This is a genomic window from Streptomyces sp. NPDC049541 (genome assembly GCF_044465725.1).
GTDB lineage: Bacteria > Actinomycetota > Actinomycetes > Streptomycetales > Streptomycetaceae > Streptomyces.
Genome location: NZ_JBITLY010000005.1, coordinates 150422 through 169153, shown reverse-complemented (window position 1 = coordinate 169153; position 18732 = coordinate 150422). Strand labels below are relative to the sequence as shown.

General features: G+C 71.3%; 16 protein-coding genes. 7 read left to right on the top strand and 9 right to left on the bottom strand.

Features of this window, described 5'->3' with window-relative positions:
• Window positions 1-276: 276 nt before the first annotated feature.
• The gene (locus ACIBW9_RS20095) at window positions 277-1338 is read left to right on the top strand and encodes an NlpC/P60 family protein (RefSeq protein WP_398956767.1); all 1062 of its coding nucleotides are present in this window, start codon (window positions 277-279) and stop codon (window positions 1336-1338) included.
• 33 nt (window positions 1339-1371) lie between these two features.
• On the opposite strand, the gene ACIBW9_RS20090 is transcribed toward ACIBW9_RS20095, so the two are convergent.
• Both ACIBW9_RS20090 and ACIBW9_RS20085 read right to left on the bottom strand, forming a co-directional pair.
• Complete coding sequence (locus ACIBW9_RS20090) at window positions 1372-2097, bottom strand: LuxR C-terminal-related transcriptional regulator (protein ID WP_398956765.1); 726 nt, start codon at window positions 2095-2097, stop codon at window positions 1372-1374.
• Entirely contained in the window at window positions 2097-3386 is a 1290-nt protein-coding gene (locus ACIBW9_RS20085) for a PspC domain-containing protein (protein ID WP_398956763.1), read from the bottom strand. The genes ACIBW9_RS20090 and ACIBW9_RS20085 overlap by 1 nt, the downstream gene beginning before the upstream one ends.
• A 179-nt stretch (window positions 3387-3565) precedes the next feature.
• On the opposite strand from ACIBW9_RS20085, the gene ACIBW9_RS20080 reads away from it, so the two are divergent.
• Window positions 3566-5104 (top strand): PspC domain-containing protein, encoded by a 1539-nt coding sequence (locus tag ACIBW9_RS20080; protein ID WP_398956761.1) that lies wholly within the window; start codon window positions 3566-3568, stop codon window positions 5102-5104.
• On the top strand, window positions 5091-5339 hold the full coding sequence (locus ACIBW9_RS20075) for a hypothetical protein (protein WP_398956759.1): 249 nt from the start codon (window positions 5091-5093) through the stop codon (window positions 5337-5339). Before ACIBW9_RS20080 ends, ACIBW9_RS20075 begins: the two co-directional genes overlap by 14 nt.
• 55 nt (window positions 5340-5394) lie before the next feature.
• Here ACIBW9_RS20075 and ACIBW9_RS20070 read toward each other — a convergent pair whose 3' ends face one another.
• Window positions 5395-5925, bottom strand: a complete 531-nt coding sequence (locus tag ACIBW9_RS20070; protein WP_398956757.1) for a DoxX family protein — start codon at window positions 5923-5925, stop codon at window positions 5395-5397.
• Between the two features lie 163 nt (window positions 5926-6088).
• The gene (locus tag ACIBW9_RS20065; RefSeq protein WP_398956756.1) at window positions 6089-7378 is read right to left on the bottom strand and encodes a hypothetical protein; all 1290 of its coding nucleotides are present in this window, start codon (window positions 7376-7378) and stop codon (window positions 6089-6091) included.
• Window positions 7379-7517: 139 nt separating this feature from the next.
• Between ACIBW9_RS20065 and ACIBW9_RS20060 the strand changes: the two genes are divergently transcribed.
• Window positions 7518-8399: a DUF4429 domain-containing protein gene (locus ACIBW9_RS20060; RefSeq protein ID WP_398956754.1), complete on the top strand. Its 882-nt coding sequence runs from the start codon at window positions 7518-7520 to the stop codon at window positions 8397-8399.
• A 15-nt stretch (window positions 8400-8414) separates the two neighbouring features.
• On the opposite strand, the gene ACIBW9_RS20055 is transcribed toward ACIBW9_RS20060, so the two are convergent.
• Complete coding sequence (locus ACIBW9_RS20055) at window positions 8415-9209, bottom strand: class II aldolase/adducin family protein (RefSeq protein WP_398956752.1); 795 nt, start codon at window positions 9207-9209, stop codon at window positions 8415-8417.
• Window positions 9210-9349: 140 nt separating this feature from the next.
• On the opposite strand from ACIBW9_RS20055, the gene ACIBW9_RS20050 reads away from it, so the two are divergent.
• Window positions 9350-9823 (top strand): pyridoxamine 5'-phosphate oxidase family protein, encoded by a 474-nt coding sequence (locus tag ACIBW9_RS20050; protein WP_398956750.1) that lies wholly within the window; start codon window positions 9350-9352, stop codon window positions 9821-9823.
• Between the two features lie 10 nt (window positions 9824-9833).
• On the opposite strand, the gene guaA is transcribed toward ACIBW9_RS20050, so the two are convergent.
• Window positions 9834-11414: a glutamine-hydrolyzing GMP synthase gene (guaA, locus tag ACIBW9_RS20045; RefSeq protein ID WP_398956748.1), complete on the bottom strand. Its 1581-nt coding sequence runs from the start codon at window positions 11412-11414 to the stop codon at window positions 9834-9836.
• Between the two features lie 426 nt (window positions 11415-11840).
• Between guaA and ACIBW9_RS20040 the strand changes: the two genes are divergently transcribed.
• The gene (locus tag ACIBW9_RS20040; protein ID WP_398956746.1) at window positions 11841-12143 is read left to right on the top strand and encodes a chorismate mutase; all 303 of its coding nucleotides are present in this window, start codon (window positions 11841-11843) and stop codon (window positions 12141-12143) included.
• Window positions 12144-12727: 584 nt separating this feature from the next.
• Here the strand turns inward: ACIBW9_RS20040 and ACIBW9_RS20035 are convergent.
• Window positions 12728-13858 carry a hypothetical protein gene (locus tag ACIBW9_RS20035; protein ID WP_398956744.1) on the bottom strand — a complete coding sequence of 377 codons (1131 nt, stop codon included), beginning with the start codon at window positions 13856-13858 and terminating at the stop codon, window positions 12728-12730.
• Between the two features lie 303 nt (window positions 13859-14161).
• Here ACIBW9_RS20035 and ACIBW9_RS20030 point away from each other — a divergent pair, with 303 nt between their 5' ends.
• On the top strand, window positions 14162-15181 hold the full coding sequence (locus tag ACIBW9_RS20030; RefSeq protein WP_398956742.1) for an LAETG motif-containing sortase-dependent surface protein: 1020 nt from the start codon (window positions 14162-14164) through the stop codon (window positions 15179-15181).
• A 72-nt stretch (window positions 15182-15253) separates the two neighbouring features.
• Here ACIBW9_RS20030 and ACIBW9_RS20025 read toward each other — a convergent pair whose 3' ends face one another.
• Together ACIBW9_RS20025 and ACIBW9_RS20020 are read right to left on the bottom strand one after the other, a co-directional pair.
• Complete coding sequence (locus ACIBW9_RS20025) at window positions 15254-17032, bottom strand: GMC family oxidoreductase N-terminal domain-containing protein (protein ID WP_398956740.1); 1779 nt, start codon at window positions 17030-17032, stop codon at window positions 15254-15256.
• Between the two features lie 28 nt (window positions 17033-17060).
• Window positions 17061-18674, bottom strand: coding sequence for a succinic semialdehyde dehydrogenase (locus ACIBW9_RS20020; RefSeq protein WP_398956738.1), 1614 nt, complete (start codon window positions 18672-18674; stop codon window positions 17061-17063).
• Window positions 18675-18732 lie beyond the last annotated feature (58 nt).

Genomic DNA, 18732 nt, shown 5'->3' with positions numbered 1-18732 from the left:
GTGAAGTCGACGGCCTGAGTCCTGGATCACGGCCGCATACGGTCACCCGGCGATCCGCCCGGGGCACTTCCGCACATCGCGTTACCGGGCCGACACAGACAGGTTTAACGTCCTCCACCAGGTGACCGGCTCCCCACCGCCGCCCGGGCCAGGGGCGGCAGTCGGCCACCACCGCCGAGAAGGTCCGGCGGCGGCCCGCTCCCCCTGTGCGGGCCGCCGCCGGACGCGTAAGCCGCCCCGGAAACGGGGGGTCGTACGAAAGGACGGGGAGTCCACGTGGCAGCGCATCGAAAGCCCAGTCGGCGCTCGCTCAACGGCCGACCGGCCCGGACTGCGTTCACGATCGCCGTGGCGGGCGCGGCGACCGCGACGGGCTTCGAGGGGACCGGGCACGCCGAGCCTGAACTGACGCCGACGCAGGTCAGGGCGGAGGTGGACAAGCTGTACCAGGAGGCGGAGGTCGCCACCGACAAGTACGACGGGGCGAAGGAGCAGGCGGACGCCGCCGAGCGGCGGCTGTCGACGCTGCGGGACGAGGCGGCGCGCAGGACGGACAGGCTCAACTCGGCGCGCGACGCGCTGGGTTCGATGGCCGCGGCGCAGTACCGGGACGGCGGCCTCGACCCGGCACTGCAACTCGCGCTGTCGGACGACCCCGACCACTACCTCGAGGGCGCCGAGTTCGTCGACCGGGCGGGCACCCGGCAGGCGGCGGCCGTGGCCGACGTACGCCAACAGCTGCGGGAGATCGAGCAGTTGCGCGGGGCCGCCCGCATCGAGCTGGCCGGGCTCAGATCACGGCAGGCGGAGCTGAAGCGCGACGAGGAGACGATCACCGGGAAGCTGGATGCGGCGCGGCGCCTGGTGTCCCGGCTGTCGGCCGCCGAACGCGCTCGGCCCGGGAGCGGCACCGACCGCGCCTCACGGTCCGCCGCGGGCAGCCGGGACGGCCTCGTGCCTCTCGGCTCCGCGACCGCCGAGGCGCCCGACTCCCGTGCCGCCGCGGCCCTCTCGTATGCGTACTCCAAGCTGGGCAGCCCCTATGTGTGGGGCGCGACCGGCCCGGACGCCTTCGACTGCTCGGGGCTCGTCCAGGCCGCCTACCGCTCCGCGGGCATCTCCCTGCCCCGCACGACCTACGCCCAGATCGACGCCGGCCGCCGCGTCTCCCGCTCCGAACTGGCCCCGGGTGACCTGGTGTTCTTCTACTCCGGGATCAGCCACGTCGGCATCTACGTCGGCAACGGCATGATGATCCACGCTCCGAACCCCTCGGCGCCGGTGCGGATCGCGCCGATCGACGAGATGCCGTTCGCGGGCGCCACACGCGTGGTGTGAGCTTCGGATGGTGTGAGCTTCGGACGGACGGCCTCAGACCAGCCGTCGCGCCGTCGCCCACCGCGTCAGCTCGTGCCGGTTCGACAGCTGCAGCTTCCGCAGGACCGCCGAGACATGGGACTCGACCGTCTTCACGGAGATGAACAGCTGCTTGGCGATCTCCTTGTACGCATAGCCCCGGGCGATCAGACGCAGCACCTCCCGCTCGCGCTGGGTGAGACGGTCGAGGTCCTCGTCGACCGGCGGGGCGTCGGTGGAGGCGAACGCGTCGAGGACGAAGCCCGCCAGACGCGGGGAGAAGACGGCGTCGCCCTCCTGCACGCGGAAGATGGAGTTGACGAGGTCCGTGCCGGTGATCGTCTTGGTGACGTAGCCGCGTGCGCCGCCCCGGATCACGCCGATCACGTCCTCCGCCGCGTCCGACACGGACAGTGCGAGGAAGCGGACGGGCTGCTCGGTGTCCGCCATCAACGCGGCGCAGCGGCGCAGGACTTCGACGCCGCCGCCGCCCGGCAGGTGGACGTCGAGGAGGACCACCTCGGGGCGGGTCGCGGTGATGACCGTGACCGCCTGGTCGACGTCCGCGGCCTCGCCGACGACCTCGACTCCGGTCTGCTCGGTCTGGCCGATCTCGGCCTGGACGCCCGTACGGAACATGCGGTGGTCGTCGACGAGGACCACACGCACGTGCCGTTCGCCCGCGCCACCGCCGGCCGCCGGCTCCCCAGGGTCCGCGTTCGCCTCGGTCGGGTCGCTCATCACGTCTTCTCCGCCCTCTCCATCTCCAGCTCGACCTCCGTGCCGCCGTCCGGCACCGCGCGCAGCCGCGCCGTACCGCCGTGGCGCTCCATGCGGCCGATGATCGATTCTCTGACGCCCATCCGGTCGGCGGGTATCGAGTCCAGGTCGAAGCCGGGGCCGCGGTCCCGGACCGACACGAAGACGGTCCTTCCCTCGACTTCGGCATAGACCTGGACGGCGCCGCCCTCGCCACCGTACTTGGCGGCGTTCACCATCGCCTCGCGCGCGGCCTGCAGCTGCGCGGCGATCCTCTCGTCGAGCGGGCAGTCGCCGACGATGACGACCTCTATGGGGACGCCGTGCTTGTCCTCCACCTCCGCGGCGTTGCGGCGCACCGCGTCGGCCAGGTCGGTGGGTTCGTCGGCCTCGTCCTTGCCGGTGCCCTCGGGCTTGTACAGCCAGGTGCGCAGGTCGCGCTCCTGGGCGCGGGCGAGGCGGCGCACCTCGTTCGCGTTCTCCGCGTTGCGCTGGATCAGGGTCAGGGTGTGCAGCACGGAGTCGTGGACATGGGCGGCGACCTCGGCGCGCTCCTGCGCGCGGATGCGCATCAGGCGCTCCTCGGAGAGGTCCTGGGTCATACGGACCAGGTAGGGCCCCGCGAGGAGCGTTATCCCGACGAGGACCGCGAGGGCCGCCTGCAGGACGGAGCCGAGGTGGGCGGCGGAGCCCTGGAGCACGAAGATGCCGGAGACGCCGGCGGTGACGAGGAGGACACCGCCGGCCGCGCGCAGCAGGGTGAGCGTGCGCCGGCGGCTGCCGACCTCGACCCAGCGGGCCCTGCGGGCGTTGTCCGCCTGGCGCCAGACGAGGGCGACGCCCGCGCCGACGAGGACGGCGGGCCACAGGTAGGCCTTGGTGCCGCCGCCCACCTTCACATTGCCCACGAAGACCAGGGCCACGACGACCATGAGGAGCAGGGCGACGATCTGGCCCTTGTCCGGCTTGCGGGCGACCAGTCTGCGACGGCCGTCCGGGGAGGTTTCGGTACTGACCAGCGAAGGGGGTTTCTGGCCGCCGACGCCACCGACGCCGAGCGGCACGAAGAACCAGAACGCGGCGTACAGCAGCGCGCCCAGGCCGTCCGCCATGAACAGGCCGACGAACACCAGCCGCACCCAGATGACCGGCAGCCCGAGATGCCCGGCGAGCCCCCGCGCCACGCCACCGAGCCAGCGTCCGTCGCTGCTGCGGTAGAGCTTGCGCGGCGGCCGCGGTTCGACGAGTGGCGCTGCAGCGGCTTCCGGCATGCCATCGATACTCGCAGGGTCGGCGGACAGGGGCATCAGGGTCGACCCCCGAGACACCCCTGATCTTCGAACCCGGGCCCGGTCGAACGGTTCCCGGGCGCCGGTTCAGGGGCGATATCAGGGTCCGGCCAGGGTCGTACCGACTCCCGTCCGAGCTGCTCGCCCGTCACCATGGACACATGACAGATCACGAGCGCGCCGCGACGGGTCCCGGGCCCGGCTCCGGCCCGCGCCCCGCTCCGGGCGCCGGGCCGCAGGATGCCGCGCCCGCCGCGGACGCCGCACCCGCCGCCGGGGCGGGGCCCGGTGCGGGAGCGGACCCGGGCGTCGACGCCCGGGCCGACGCGGGCGGGGGCTCGCGCGCGCACGGGCGGGCGGGCGCGCGGAGAGAAGAAAGGGGTGCGGGCGCGCAGGCAGAGGGGGGTGCGGGCGCGGAGGCCACCGAGGCTCCCCGCAGGTTCCGCCGCGACCGCCGGCACAAGGTGCTCGCGGGGGTCTGTGCCGGGCTCGGGCGGCAGTGCGACATGGATCCGGTGATCTTCCGGATCACGCTCGCCGTGCTCTCCGCGACCGGCGGCATCGGCCTGCTCTTCTACGGCTTCGCCTGGCTCCTCATCCCGTACGAGGACGAGGAGGAGAACGAGGTCCGCAAGCTGCTCACCGGCCGCGTCGACGGCCAGGCGCTGACCGCGGTGATGTTCGCGCTGGTCGGCTGCGGGGTGTTCCTGTCGCTGCTGAAGAACGGCGGGGTGCTGGCCTTCGCCGTCGTCCTCTCCCTGCTCCTCGCGGGCGCCGGTTACTGGTCGCGGCAGCGCGGCGCCCCCGACCCCGACCCGCTGGCCGCGCAGGCCGTCGCTGACGCACCGCCGGAGGCCCAGGCACCGCCGGTCCCCGCCGCCTACCCCTCCTGGTGGCGGGACCCCATCGTCAAGGACGGCACGCATGTCGGCGGCACCGGCTATCTGTGGGGCCCCCGGGACTCACGCGAGCGGGACATCGCGGCAGCGGTCAACATCAGCCTCGGCACGTCCTGGACCAACCGTGCGGACATCCGCGCACCGCGCCCCGCGGCACCCAGACCGCGCGGCCCCCGCTGGATCGGCGGCTGGGTCTTTCTGCTGGCCCTGCTCGCGGGCGGCCTCGGCACCGGGCTGACCTGGGACAGCCATACGCTCGGCACCAGCCTGCAGACCGGGCTGTCCTGCGCGCTCCTGGTCTTCGGTCTGGGCATCGCGGTCAGCGCGTTCCTGGGGCGTACGGGCGCGGGTTCGGTCTTCCTCGCCATCGTCACGGCGGCCCTGCTCGCCGGCTCGGCGGCCCTGCCCAAGGACGTCGGCACACACTGGATACGCACGACCTGGCAGCCGGCCGCGGCGGCCGACGTGCGGGGGAAGTACGAGGTCGGCAGCGGGGTCGGCACCCTGGACCTGAGCCGGCTGCACCCGGCCGAGGGGAAGACGGTGAGCACGAGAGCCGACGTCGGCCTGGGCCGGCTGAAGGTGATCGTGCCGAAGGACGTGACCGTGAAGCTGAGCATCGATGTGGGCGTGGGCGACATCCAGCTGCCGGGCGACAAGCCGGGAGACGTGGACGTGGAGCCGGGCAAGCACAAGGAGGTGACCCTGTCGCCGGTCTCGGGCGGCAAGAACACCGGCACGCTCGACCTCGAGCTCCAGGTCGGCCTCGGACAGGCGGAGGTGAGCCGTGCTGCGTCATGAGTTCCAGCCGGGAAAGCTGGTCGCCGGCGTCTTCCTGGCCCTCGCGGGCGCCCTCTACGCCGGTGACGCGGCCGGTCTGTGGGAGACACCGTGGTTCGCGGTGATCCCGGTCGTCACGGGCGGCCTCTGCCTGGCCGGAGTGGCGGGAGCACTGGCCCGGGGCATACGGCGGCGCAGGGCTGCAGTGTCCGGAAAGGGCACGAGTGAGGCACAGCTGAACGCACCGGGCACCTGACCGGACCCAGGCCGTGCCCCAGGGTTCGCCACCGGTGGCCGCCGCCGGCCAGGGGCTAACGGTAACCGGCCGCCCGTTGCCTGCGCCGTGCGCGGAGTGCGGCATCCAGGGAGAACGTGGCGGCGCCCGCGAGGACGAGGGGGAGCCAGGCCATCAGATAGGCGAGGTCGTTGCCGTAGTAGTACGGGTCGGAGGCCCAGCTCACGGTCAGCCACAGACTGAGGGAGATCAGTGCGCCGCCGAGCGCTGCCAGGCGCGCGAACAGGCCGATCAAGGTGCCGATGCCGACCGCCAACTCACCCAGGGCGATGGCGTAGCCGAAGCCCACGGGGTTCTTCAGGGCCATGTCGACCATGGCCGGGATGGCAGAGGAGTCGCGGACGTTGCGCATCATGTCGCCGATGGACCCGGAACCGGAGCCCTTCATGAACGCGCTGTCGGTGAGCTTGTCCAGCCCGGCGTAGATGAAGGTGACGCCGAGGAAGACGCGGAGCGGAAGGAGGGCGTGCCGGATGGCGGAGGCCCGCCAGCTCCGGTCGCCGTCGAGGTACGGGGTGTGCGTTTCGGTGCGTATGCCGTGAGTCATCGCTGTCGCCTCTCGCCCGCGGTGCCGGGACCCTCACAAGACGATACGTACGTCGAGGACGGTGCGCTCAATGCGTTCGTGCCGATTTCGGCGTCTGTGCCCTGGGTAGCGAGGGGGTGTCCCCTTCAGTCCGTCAGGATCGGTTCAGTCCGTCAGCATCGGTTCAGTCCGTCACGTCGATCGCGTATCTATTCGTCTCTACCCCCGCTGCCGTGACTACTTGCACCTCGACCCGCCCGGGTTCCACCTCCGCCGGCACGGGCACGGTCAGTGCCGTGTCCGTCGGGTTGCTGAAGCCGCCGGTCACCGGGACGAGAGGGACATGGACGTTCACCGTGCCGATGCGGACCACCATCCGGGTCAACCGGTCGGCGCCCTGGGCGCCCGGCGGGACGAAGCCCGCGCCGCGGATCTCGATGTCGTCGCCGGTGCGGATGGGCGCGTCGAGGTCGCCGGCCTCGCGGGCGCGCACCACGGAGAGGATCACCGGGCGGCCGCCCTCCGCGTACTTGCCGGCCACATAGGTCGCCGCCGACACCAGCACCACCACCGCGAGACCCCACGGCAGGTCGGGCAGCTGGTCCGGGCGGCGGGCCAGCCGTACCGCGGCGAACAGGACGGCGACGGTGCTGATCACGACGTACTGGATGTCGGCGAAGGTGCCCCGTCCCGAGTCGTCGGTGAGCAGGTCGGCCGCCCGGGGCCGGTCGGCCCGTACCTTCTGCAGCCGCTGGCCGAGGACCCGCAGCCCCACCACGCGCCGCACCAGCACCGCGATGCCGCACACCACGGCGAGGACGGTGACGACACCGGCGCCGCGGGCGAGTTCGAGACCGGAGATCACGGCGTCGCGCTCCGCGTGGTCGGAGGCCGCGGCGAGACGGGCGGCCAGCAGCAGCACGGCGTAGGCGACGAACAGCACCCAGGCCGCCGCTACCGTCCGGGAGGTGGACAGGCGGTTGTCCTCACCGACGACGGGAGCCAGCACACCGCCGCGCGCCCGGTGGAACCAGGACGCGGCGGTCAGCACACCGCCCACCAGCACGGCCGCGAGCAGACCCGCCGTGCGCGCCGTGGTCCAGCCCGCGCCGATGGCCGTGAGTGACTGCACCAGCAGCAACAGCACCACCAGCGCCCACACCGCACACACCGTCCGCCGCCACAGCCGGGCCAGCCAGGCCTCGCCCTCGGCGCGGCCGCGTTCGGCGACGAGTTCCGCGGACTGGGTGAGCTCCTCCGAGACCCACTGGCGGGAGGCGGAGGCCGAGTGGGCCACCGCAGCGGGCAGCCCCTGTCCGGCCGCGAAACCGTCGCGCATCAGCAGGAATTCGGCGACCGCGCGCCGGTGCCCCTCGCGCGCCCCGTGCGGGCAGTCCCCGCAGGTGCAGCCACCGCCGTGCGCACCTCTGCGGGCGCCCGCGTCCGCGCCGCCTCTCGCCTCCTGCACCGCCACGCCCGCCGCCCGCCTTCCCCGCAACACCCGTGTGATGACAGCGAATTGTGCCCTACGCCATGGCACCCCCGCCCGCCAGGTCTGGTCAGCCCGGGGTGAAGTGGGGCCGTCGTGTTGACCCGGCTGGGAGAATTTCCCCATGGCCGAGATCATCCAGCGGGACGGGACCTGGGCCTTCGACGGCACCACGGTCAGGATCACGCCGGGTCTCCACCGCTCCGTGCCGTTGTTCCGGCAGACGTACGGGGAGGTCGCGGTGCCCCTCGAAGCCGTCGCGGGCGTGGTCTTCGAACCGGAGCGCAAGCGCGGCAGGCTGCGGATACGGCTGCGCGAGGGCGCCGATCCGCTGCTCCAGGCGACCGGCGGGCGGCTGCCGGATCCGGCCGACCCGTACCGGCTGGTGGTGGACGTGGACCGGGCCGGGGTCGCCGAGTACGTGGCAGAGGAGATCCGCCAGGCCCTGCTGCTCGACCAGATCCCCAAGGAGCCGACCAAGGCGTATCTGCTGCCGGGGCCTCCCGTTCCGGTCTCGGTGCGGTCCTCCGACGGCACCGTCTCCTTCGACGGCACCCAGGTGCGCATCGACTGGGCCGACACCTCCGACCGGGTGAAGCGGGCGACCGGGCCGCGGATCATCGCCCTCGGGGACCTCGTGCAGGTCGAATGGCTGCCCAATTCCGGTTACGAGGACGGCTTCCTGCGCTTCGTGACCCGCGAGACGGTGTTCTCCAAGCTGCCTCCGGAGAAGGACCCGTACGCCCTGGACCTGTGGGGCAGCGCCCGCCGCGACCTGCTCACCGCGCTCGTGGCCACCGCGATCACCGCGCGGCTGCCGCATCCGTCCACCCGGGGCGGCGAGCAGACGCAGCGACGGCAGCCGACGGCGGCCGTGCCGCCCGCGGCCGACCATCACGACGTACTCCTGCGACGGCTGCGGGAGTTGGGCGAACTGCACCGGGAGGGCGTGCTCACGGACGAGGAGTTCGCGATGACCAAGGCGGCCGTATTGCGGGGGTTCTAGGCCCCGTCGTTTGGATCAGCTGAGCAGATCCGGCTCGCTGCGGCTGATGTCCTGCCACAGCGGCTGGTAGTTGATCCATGCCACCAGGTCGCCGCCGAGCTGCTCGCGGGTGGCCACCGCCGCCCTGTGGTCGATGAGCAGGGGGCGTCCGGCGGCCTTGGCGGTGAGCTGCACCTGGGCGGAGCGTTCCATGGACAGGAACCACCAGGCCGCCGCGTCCACCGAGTCACCGACCGTCAGCAGCCCGTGGTTGCGCAGTACGAGGGCCTTGCGGGTGCCGAGTGCGGTGGCGATACGGCGGCCCTCCTCGGCGTCGACGGCGACACCGGTGTAGGCGTCGTAGAGGGCGTGGTCCTCGTAGAAGGCGCAGCTCTCCTGGGTGATGGGGTCCAGGAGGTCGCCGAGCGCGGACAGGGCGCGGCCGTGCACCGAGTGGCAGTGGGCGACGGCCACGACGTCCGGACGGGCCGCGTGGACCTGGGCGTGGACGGTGAAGGCGGCCTGGTTGACGTGGTAGCGCCCCTCGATCACCTGGCCCTCGGAGTTGGCGAGGACCAGGTCGCTCACGGTGACGTGCTTGAACGGCATCCCGAACGGGTTGACCCAGAAGCAGTCGCTGTACTCGGGGTCGCGCGCGGTGATGTGCCCCGAGACGCCGTCCTCGAAGCCGAGCCGACCGAAGATCCGCAGCGCGCCCGCGAGCCGCTCCTTGCGGTGCCGGCGCTCGTCGTCGACCGAGTCGTGCATCGGCGGCATGGCGAAGCGCAGCCGATCGCTGGGCAGCGGCGTCGGTCGGGTCGGCCCGGGCATGTGGTCCTCCGGCACTGGGTTGCTTGACGAGGCGGAAGTTACCCGCGGTCAGCGCAGGAGAACAGAGCTGTTTTGTAAAGATGACGCACGCAGCCGATACACGACAGAAGATGTCCGGTATCGGCGTCACTCTGGGACGTATGACATGGAACTGGGCAGCCTTCAGCGCCGCCGAACCCGAGTTCGCGAAGACCGCCGAGAAACGCTTCAGGGCCTTCACCCATCATGTCCTGGCCACGCTCCGGCAGGACGGCTCCCCGCGTACCACCGGCCTCGAGGTCCGTTTCCTGAACGGTGAGCTGTGGCTCGGGATGATGCCCGACTCGCGCAAGGCCCTCGATCTGCGCCGCGACGCGCGGTTCGCGCTTCAGGCGAACCCCGGGCAGGGCCAGTCCATGGGCGGGGGCGACGTACGGATCGCCGGGCGGGCGATCGAGGTCGAGGACCCGGAGGCGAAGGCCGCATACACCGAAGAGGTGGAACCGCCGGAGCCGTTCCACCTCTTCCGTACCGAGCTGACCGAGGTCGTGCGGACCTGTGTGGAGGACGACAAGTACCTCGTCGTCCAGGTCTGGAAGCCCGGTGAACCCCTGCGCACGATCAAGCGCACTTAGCGCCCGGGGCCTACTCCCACTCGATCGTGCCCGGCGGCTTCGACGTGACGTCCAGGACGACCCGGTTGACGTCGCGCACCTCGTTGGTGATCCGCGTCGAGATCTTCGCGAGGACGTCGTACGGCAGACGCGACCAGTCCGCCGTCATGGCGTCCTCGGAGGAGACCGGGCGCAGGACGATCGGGTGGCCGTAGGTCCGGCCGTCGCCCTGGACGCCGACCGAGCGGACGTCCGCGAGCAGGACCACCGGGCACTGCCAGATGTCACGGTCGAGGCCGGCCGCGGTCAGTTCCTCGCGGGCGATGGCGTCGGCCTCACGCAGCAGGTCGAGCCGCTCCTTGGTGACCTCGCCGACGATACGGATGCCGAGGCCGGGGCCCGGGAAGGGCTGGCGCTGGACGATCTCCTCCGGCAGGCCCAGCTCCTGGCCGACCATCCGGACCTCGTCCTTGAACAGCTTGCGCAGCGGCTCGATGAGCTGGAACTCGAGGTCCTCGGGGAGGCCGCCGACGTTGTGGTGGGACTTGATGTTGGCGGTGCCGGTGCCGCCACCGGACTCGACGACGTCCGGGTAGAGGGTGCCCTGGACCAGGAACTCCACCGCCGGGCCCTCGTCCGCGATGATCTCCGCCTGGGCCTGCTCGAAGACCCGGATGAACTCGCGGCCGATGATCTTGCGCTTCTCCTCGGGGTCGGAGACCCCGGCGAGCGCCTTGAGGAACCGCTCCTCCGCGTCGACGACCTTCAGCTGGACGCCGGTCGCCGCCACGAAGTCCTTCTCGACCTGCTCGGTCTCGCCCTTGCGCATCAGGCCGTGGTCGACGTACACGCAGGTCAGCTGGGAGCCGATGGCCTTCTGGACGAGGGCCGCGGCCACGGCGGAGTCGACGCCGCCGGACAGACCGCAGATGGCGCGCTTGTCGCCGACCTGCTCGCGGATCGCGGCGACCTGCTCCTCGATGACGTTCCCGGTGGTCCAGGAGGGCGTGAGCCCGGCACCCCGGTACAGGAAGTGCTCCAGGACCTGCTGGCCGTGCGTCGAGTGCATGACCTCGGGGTGGTACTGGACGCCGTAGAGCTTCTTCTCGTCGTTCTCGAAGGCGGCGACCGGGACGACGTCCGTGGAGGCCGTGACGGTGAAGCCCTCGGGGGCGGCGGAGCAGGCGTCGCCGTGGGACATCCACACCGACTGCTCGTCCGGGGTGCCCTCGAAGAGGGTGGAGCCGGTCTTGGAGACGTGCAGCGGAGTACGGCCGTACTCGCGGGCGCCCGTGTTGTCGACGGTGCCGCCGAGGGTCGTGGCCATCAGCTGGAAGCCGTAGCACATGCCGAAGACGGGGACGCCGGACTCGAAGATCTCGCGGTCGAGGCGCGGAGCGCCCTCCGCGTAGACCGACGAGGGGCCGCCGGAGAGGATGATCGCCGCCGGGTTCTTGGCGAGCATCTCCGCCACCGGCATGGTGCTCGGCACGATCTCGCTGTAGACCCGGGCCTCGCGGACGCGACGGGCGATGAGCTGGGCGTACTGCGCGCCGAAGTCGACGACCAGGACGGTGTCGGGAGCGGCGGCAGCGGGGGTCGCTGATGACACGGGGTGCCTTCCGGCGGTCGGGCGGGGGTCTGTGGTTTCGATTCTAACGGGGTGCGGGGTGGTCGCCGCCCGGTTGTTCCGGGGCTGCGCCCCCAGACCCCCGCTGTCGGCCTGAACGGCCTCGTCCTCGAACGCCGGGCGGGCTGGAGTCGCCGGACCCGGCGCTGACATTGCCGAGGCCCGGTCTCACGATGCGAACCAGGTTGGACCGGATCGTCCGGCCGGGCATACTGGCCCCATGCTCACGCACCCGACCTTCCTCTTTACCTATGGCAACCGGCCCGCCGGCTGCCATGGTCGTGCTGCTTGAGCTACTGACAAGCGACTTCCCAGGCGCCCCGGGCCGACAAGGCCCGGGGCGCCTGTCGTTTCCGGGTCCTGCCGCTCCGGGGCACCGCATCCCACCCACCGATGAGGAGCCCCGACATGACCGCCACCGCAGCTGAGAAGAACGTGGCCGAGAAGACCGGCGCCCGTACCGCGGAGGCCGCCGGCGTGATCACCGGCGCGCGGGAGCGCATCGACGCGCTCGACGACCGGATCATCGGCCTGATCCAGGAACGGATGGCCGTCTCCGCCGTCATCCAGGAGGCCCGCATCGCCTCCGGCGGGCGGCGCGTGAACCTGTCCCGCGAGATGGAGGTCCTCGGCCACTACAGCGAGGCCCTCGGCAAGCCAGGTACGTCCCTCGCGATGACGATGCTCGAACTGTGCCGCGGTCGCATCTGAGTTCGCAGCCCCTTTAACCCGTACGGCGCGTGACCGCCCGGCGAGCCCCTTCGTTGGTCGTGGTGTCCGTGCCAGCCAGGGGCGGGCCCGAAAGAACCACGCGTGGCTTGCTGGAGTGATGAGACGTGCGGGTCGTGCCGAACGTCGTGGGACCTCACTCCAGGGTTGTGACCGGACAGCAGGGGACAGCAGCCCGGTCACCCAAGTAAACGGTCGGCCCCGGGGACGCCCGGGGCCGACCGGCGGAAAATGCAAAAATGCACAACCCTGGGTCAAACGGTTGCGTACGCCCCGTCCATCCAGCACGATGCGTAGAAAGCCCCCAAGTCCCGCCGCAGACAACTGCATTGCTTGCACTTCCGTACCGTCAGAGGTCGAGACCATCCGCGCGCCCCGAATGCGCCGGGGCGGCGACCCAGGGCACACAGGACAAGCGGCGCAACCCCCCGGCGCCGCTCCCAGGCACCGGCGCTGCCCTGACGTCGGTGCTGACGGAGAAGGGCCCCGCGGCCAAGCCCGCGGGGCCCTTCGCATGTCCGTGCTCCGGCCGGAGTTCCGTGCACCGGTCGGTCCTCGGGCACCGGTCAGACCCTGGACACCGTCCCGCAGCCCTTCGTGAGGCCCTCGTCGATGCCCTTGCTGCGGTCGTACGGGTCCGTCGTCGGGCCCGTGGGAGGGGCTCCGGTCGCGGTGTCCGACGCGAACCCCGGATGCAGATAGCCGTCGTACACGTCACAGGCGGAGTTGCCGACGTCACGGTCGTAGCGGCGGATGGTGATCTTGCCGGGGGTGACCTTGTAGCGGGCCGGGTCGGACATCTGGATGTCGAGGACGCGGCGCACGATGGTGCGGGTGACCTCCTTCGAGCCGTCGGTGCGGGCGACCGGGTACACGAAGGTGTAGTCGGCGTGCACTGCGACGGAGGACTGTTCGCCGGCTTTGAAGGTGATGCGGCCGCGGGTCTTGATCACGTCGCCGACGAGTTTGATCTGCGCCGGGTCGAAGCGGCTGAACAGGGACAGCGGGTCGTGCTTCTCGTCGGGCTTGGCCAAGGCCGTGTTGAGCCGTGTGAGGAGCTCCGTCTGCTGCGGTTCGATCACGCCGAGCGCGGCGGCGGGGCGTTCGCCGCGCAGGGTGGCCGGGTCGAGGTTCCCGTCGACCAGGAGGGTTCTGGTCTGCTGCAGGGCCTGCTCGACCTGGGCCTTGGAGAGCGTGCCGACGGGGGTCGCCTTCGGCAGGACGATGCCCGCCGCACCGTCGGCCCAGCGCTCGGCCGGGGAGCCGGCGAACGGCCGGGCGAAGGAGGGGGTTTCGGAGTCGGCCGGGGAGGGCGGGGCGGTGGGGGCCACGGTCTCCGCCGGGAGGGGGGAGACGGAGGGGGCCGCATGGTCCTTCGTGCCCAGGGGGTCGCCGGGGATGACCGACGGCTTCACGGCCACGACGGCCACCGCAGCGGCAAGGAGGACCCCGAGCACCGGCCAGATGCGGCGGCGCCGTTCGGGGCGGGCCGGGGCGCGCCAGCTCTCCGGGCTCTCGCCGCGCGCGTCCTGCTGCCGCAGCCGCTCGGTGACCATGCGGGCGCGGGCGGAGGGCTCCTTGGGGGCGGCAGCGAGCTCCGCCTCGGTCTCCTTGAGGAACTTGTCCCACACGTCGTCGGGTATGGAAGGTTCCCCGCCGGAACCGGAACTCCGTTCTTCGGACGGTCTGTCGGCCACGACGCGGACGCCTTTCTGTCAGGGCTCATCGGGGTTGCCACGGGCTCGTCGAGGTTGCTCATCGGCGGCTGTCATGTGCATCGCCTGCCGAGCAGCAGAGCGTACGTGACCCGGCTTGCGCAAAGGATGGCGGCTTCGTGAACTGTCGCCCGCCGGGAGCGAGTGACGTAGGCCACATAAGAATTTGGTTAATGCCTGCGCAACCATTCACAGGCTTCACGGATCCAACCATGCGAACCAAGGGCCACACCCGCGCCCCACACGCGGAGCCCTCCCATTGGACTGGACTCCCTTGAGGTTGTCATGAAGCTTCGTCGTGCCATGGGCGTCGCGGCCGCCACCGCGGTCCTCGCGCCCCTCGCGCTGCTGTCCGCGCCCGCCGCCTTTGCGGACGAGACGCCGACCGCAGGCGCCAACGAAACCGTGTCCGAGACCCCCACCGAGACGCCGAGCGACACGGCCACGGCGACGCCGACGGACACCGGCCTGCCCACCGGCTCGGCCACGCCGACCGCCCCGGCGTCCAGCTCGACGCCGACCGGGAGCGCCTCGGCGAGCCAGTCCGGCGAGCCCACCCCCTCCACCTCGGCCGAGCCGAGCGAGGACCCCTCGGACCCGGACGTCCCCTTCTGCGAGGACGTCGACAAGAACTACGAGGGCGCCAAGGTCTCCGCGGACATCAAGGGCCTGCCGGGCAAGATCGTCGCGGGCGACGGGTTCCACAACTTCAAGCTGACCGTCACCAACGACGCGAAGACCACCGTGGAGGGCGTCGCCTTCTACGCCGAGGTGGAGAACTACGAGCTCGACGAGTCGAAGTTCCTGAGCCCGTACGTCGACCTGGAGTTCAAGAACCCCGAGACCGGCTCCTGGGACCGCATCGGTTCCGACGACTGGGCGGGTGACTACTTCTTCTACGTCCAGGAGCTGAAGGCCGGTCAGAGCCAGACCGTCTCCCTTCGCATCAGCATCGACGCCAAGGCCCCGGCCGGTGACGCCTACTCCTTCGGTTCCGGTGCCTACCTGGACAACGTCGAGGGACAGGACTGCATCGCCGAGGGCTGGGCACAGTACGACTTCGAGGTGCTGAAGGCCGGTTCGGCCAACACCGACCCGGGCTCCGCCACCCCCAGCGACAAGGGCAGCAAGGACTCGGTGAAGAAGCCGCAGGGCGAGATCTCCGCTTTGCCGACCGGCAACCTCGCCGAGACCGGCTCCAGCTCCGCCCTGCCGGTGATCGGCCTCGTCGGCGGTGTCGCCGTCGTCGCCGGTGCCGGTGCGGTGTTCGCGGTGCGTCGCCGTCGGGCCGGCGCGGGCGCGTAACAGCAGCTCACTGCACGGAGAGAAGGACCCGCACTCGGAGGGGGGTGCGGGTCCTTCGCCGTGTCCGGGCGGCTACTTCTTCGGCGGCATGGCCGGCATCCCCAGGAACGGCAGCTTCAGTGCGCCGAAGGCGTCCGCCGGGACCGCGGGGGCCTTGGGCTCCACCGGCTTCAGGCGTTCGTACGCCGCTCCCTGGGCCGGACGCGGGTCCTCCTCGCCCTTGTTGGGCCAGTACGACATCGCGCGCTCGGCCTGGGCGGTGATGGTGAGGGACGGGTTCACACCCAGGTTGGCCGAGACCGCCGCGCCGTCCACCACCGAGATGCCGGAGTGGCCGTAGAGGCGGTGGTACGGGTCGATCACGCCGGTCTCGCGCGAGCTGCCGATCGGGCAGCCGCCGAGGAAGTGGGCGGTGAGGGGGGTGCCCATGAGTTCGCCGACGTTCGAGCCCGCGAAGCCGTTGATGTCGGCGGCGATCGCGGAGGCGGCCTCGGAAGCGGCCCTGATCTGCTTGGGGTTGGGGGCGCCGTGGCCCTGGCGGGCGGTGAGCAGGCCCTTCCCGACGCCGTCCGGCTTGAGGTACGTCGTCAGGGAGTTGTCCAGCGACTGCATCACCAGGCCGATGATGGTCTTCTCCGACCAGCGGCGGTTGGAGAGGGAACGCAGCACGAGGACGGGGTGGCGGGCCGCGTTCGCGAGCCAGCCCATGACCCTCGACGAGCCCTCCGCGTACGGTACCTGGAGGATGGAGAGGCTGCCCATCGAGTTGGAGCCCTTGCCGTAGCGGACCGGCTCGATGTGGGTGTTCTCGTCCGGGTGGATGGACGAGGTGATGGCGACTCCCCTGGTGAAGTCGACCCTCGGCCGGCCGGTCGCCTTGCGGTAACGGCGGTTGTCCGTCTGCGCGCCGACCAGCGCCTCGGAGTTCGTACGGGTCAGCTCACCCAACTTGTCGGAAATGTACGGGAGTTGACCGCCCGCCTTCATGCGGTGCAGCAGGGTCTGGGTGCCGTAGGTGCCGGCGGCCAGGACCACCCGGCGAGCCTTGAAGATGCGGCCCTTGCTCTTCTTCTTCTCGTCTGTCGGCAGGGTGGCGACGGCGTAGCCGCCCTGCGAGTCGTCCGTGATCGACACGACCGTCGTCATCGGGTGGACGACCGCGCCCGCCTTCTCGGCGAGGTGGAGGTAGTTCTCGTTGAGGGTGTTCTTCGCGCCGTGCCGGCAGCCGGTCATGCACTCGCCGCACTCGGTGCACGCCTTGCGGGCCGGGCCCGCACCGCCGAAGTAGGGGTCGTCGACCTGCCCGCCGGGCGCCGCCTTCGCCTTCCCGTCCGCGTCCTTCCCGTCGCCGAAGAACACGCCGACCGGCGCCATGTGGAAGGTGTCGCCGACCCCCATCCGCTCGGCCGCGGCCTTCAGATGGACGTCGGACGGGGTCATCGTCGGGTTCAGCCGTACGCCGAGCATGCGCTGGGCCTGGTCGTAGTACGGCTTCAGCTCCTCCTGCCAGTCCGTGATGTCACGCCACTGGGGGTCCTCGAAGAACGGCTTCGGCGGTACGTAGAGGGTGTTGGCGTAGTTGAGGGAGCCGCCGCCGACGCCCGCGCCGGCCAGAACCATGACATTGCCCAGCAGATGGATGCGCTGGATGCCGTACATCCCGAGTTTCGGCGCCCAGAGGTAGTTCCTGAGGTCCCAGGAGTTCTTGGGGAGGGACTCCCGGGTGAAGCGGCGGCCGGCCTCCAGGACACCTACCCGGTAGCCCTTCTCGGTGAGGCGAAGGGCGGTGACGGAACCGCCGAAGCCGGAGCCGACGACGATGACGTCGTAGTCGTAGGTGTCCTGTGACACGTGCTCTCCTCGTTGAGAACGGGTGCTGCTACTTGAAGCGCAGGGCCTTCATCAGCCGGAGGCTGCGGCTCATGAACTGCGCGTACTTCTCGTCGTCCATGCCCAGCGAGGGGGCCATCGGCAGAAGCCGCTGGTGGGCGACCGTCTGGGCCTCCGTGTACTTGAGGATGCCCTCGGAGCCGTGGCGGCGGCCGAGGCCGGAGTCCTTCATGCCGCCCATGGGCGACTGGACGCTGCCGTAGGCGGGGGCGTAGCCCTCGTTGACGTTCACGGTGCCCGTGCGCAGACGGGCGGCGACCTCGCGGCCGCGGCTGCCGTTCCTCGTCCAGACCGAGGAGTTCAGGCCGTACGGCGTGGAGTTGGCGTGCTCGATCGCCTCCTCGTCGGTCTTGAAGCGGTAGATCGAGACGACCGGGCCGAAGGTCTCCTCGGTGCAGACCGACATCGGCTCGGTCACACCGTCGAGGATGGTCGGCTCGAAGAAGTACGGGCCGACGTCCGGGCGGGCGACACCGCCGGCGACGACCTTCGCGCCCTTCGCCACGGCCTCCTCGACATGGCGGGTGACGGTCTCCAGCTGGCGTTCGCCGACCAGGGAGCCCATGTCGGCGCCGTACGCGAGGGAGGTGCCGAGGCGCATGGCCTTGGTGCGGGTGGCGAAGCGCTCCAGGAAGGTGTCCGCGATCGACTCGTGGACGTACAGCCGCTCGATGGAGATGCAGAGCTGGCCGGCGGAGGAGAAGCAGGCGCGGACCGCGCCCGCGGCCGCCTTCTCGATGTCGGCGTCCTCCAGGACCAGCATGGCGTTCTTGCCGCCGAGTTCGAGGGAGACGCCGACCAGGCGGGCCGCGGCGCCCTGGGCGACCTCGCGGCCGGTGCGGGTGGAGCCGGTGAAGGAGACGTAGTCGGCGTGTTTGACGACCTCGGGGCCGACGACCGGGCCCTCGCCGAGGACGACCTGGAAGACGTCGGCCGGGAGGCCCGCCTCGATGAGCAGGTCGCGGGCCCACAGGGCGGTCAGGCAGGTCTCCGTGTCCGGCTTCATGACGACCGCGTTGCCCGCCACGAAGGCCGGGAGGGCGTCGCCGACCGAGAGTTCCAGGGGGTAGTTCCAGGGGGCGATCTGGCCGACCACACCGCGCGGGTGACGGAGTTCGGTGACCTTCGTCAGCGTCGGCATGGCGCCCGCGTGCCGCTTCGGCTTCAGGTAGGCGGCGGCCCGGCGGCCGTAGTGACGGGAGGCGACCGCGACGGCCTGGACCTCCTCGTGGGCGTGCAGCCGGGCCTTGCCGGTCTCCAGCTGGATCAGGTCGAGGACCTCCGCCTGGCGGGCGAGGATCAGGTCGTGGAAGCGGAGCAGGACGGCCGCGCGCTGCCGGACCGGTGTCTGCGCCCAGACCGCCTGCGCCGCGCGGGCCGCGTCGAAGGCCTTGGCGACGTCCTCGGGCGTGGACTCGGGCAGGTCGGCCAGCTTCTCGCCGGTGAACGGCGTGTGGTTGGCGGTGCGTCCGGAGCCGACCACGCCCTTGGTGAGCTGCGCGACCAGCTCGGGGGTGACCACGTCGGCGGCGGTACGGGCGCCTTCGGGGGCGGGGGCGAGGGGGTTCGTGCCGGTCTTGGCCTCGGCATGCGCTTCCGTCATGAGCCGCAGGGTATGACGGCGCGCGGCCTTTGGGTACCCGTCGGTAACGCGGCTTCAC

Bases quoted from the DNA above. Each gene is read 5' to 3' on its own strand.
- ACIBW9_RS20030 (WP_398956742.1), top strand. From the start codon at position 14,162: ATGAAGCTTCGTCGTGCCATGGGCGTCGCGGCCGCCACCGCGGTCCTC.
- ACIBW9_RS20055 (WP_398956752.1), bottom strand. From the start codon at position 9,209: ATGCCCGGGCCGACCCGACCGACGCCGCTGCCCAGCGATCGGCTGCGC.
- ACIBW9_RS20085 (WP_398956763.1), bottom strand. From the start codon at position 3,386: ATGCCGGAAGCCGCTGCAGCGCCACTCGTCGAACCGCGGCCGCCGCGC.
- ACIBW9_RS20040 (WP_398956746.1), top strand. From the start codon at position 11,841: ATGACCGCCACCGCAGCTGAGAAGAACGTGGCCGAGAAGACCGGCGCC.
- ACIBW9_RS20050 (WP_398956750.1), top strand. From the start codon at position 9,350: ATGACATGGAACTGGGCAGCCTTCAGCGCCGCCGAACCCGAGTTCGCG.
- ACIBW9_RS20020 (WP_398956738.1), bottom strand. From the start codon at position 18,674: ATGACGGAAGCGCATGCCGAGGCCAAGACCGGCACGAACCCCCTCGCC.
- ACIBW9_RS20090 (WP_398956765.1), bottom strand. From the start codon at position 2,097: ATGAGCGACCCGACCGAGGCGAACGCGGACCCTGGGGAGCCGGCGGCC.
- ACIBW9_RS20070 (WP_398956757.1), bottom strand. From the start codon at position 5,925: ATGACTCACGGCATACGCACCGAAACGCACACCCCGTACCTCGACGGC.
- ACIBW9_RS20080 (WP_398956761.1), top strand. From the start codon at position 3,566: ATGACAGATCACGAGCGCGCCGCGACGGGTCCCGGGCCCGGCTCCGGC.
- ACIBW9_RS20060 (WP_398956754.1), top strand. From the start codon at position 7,518: ATGGCCGAGATCATCCAGCGGGACGGGACCTGGGCCTTCGACGGCACC.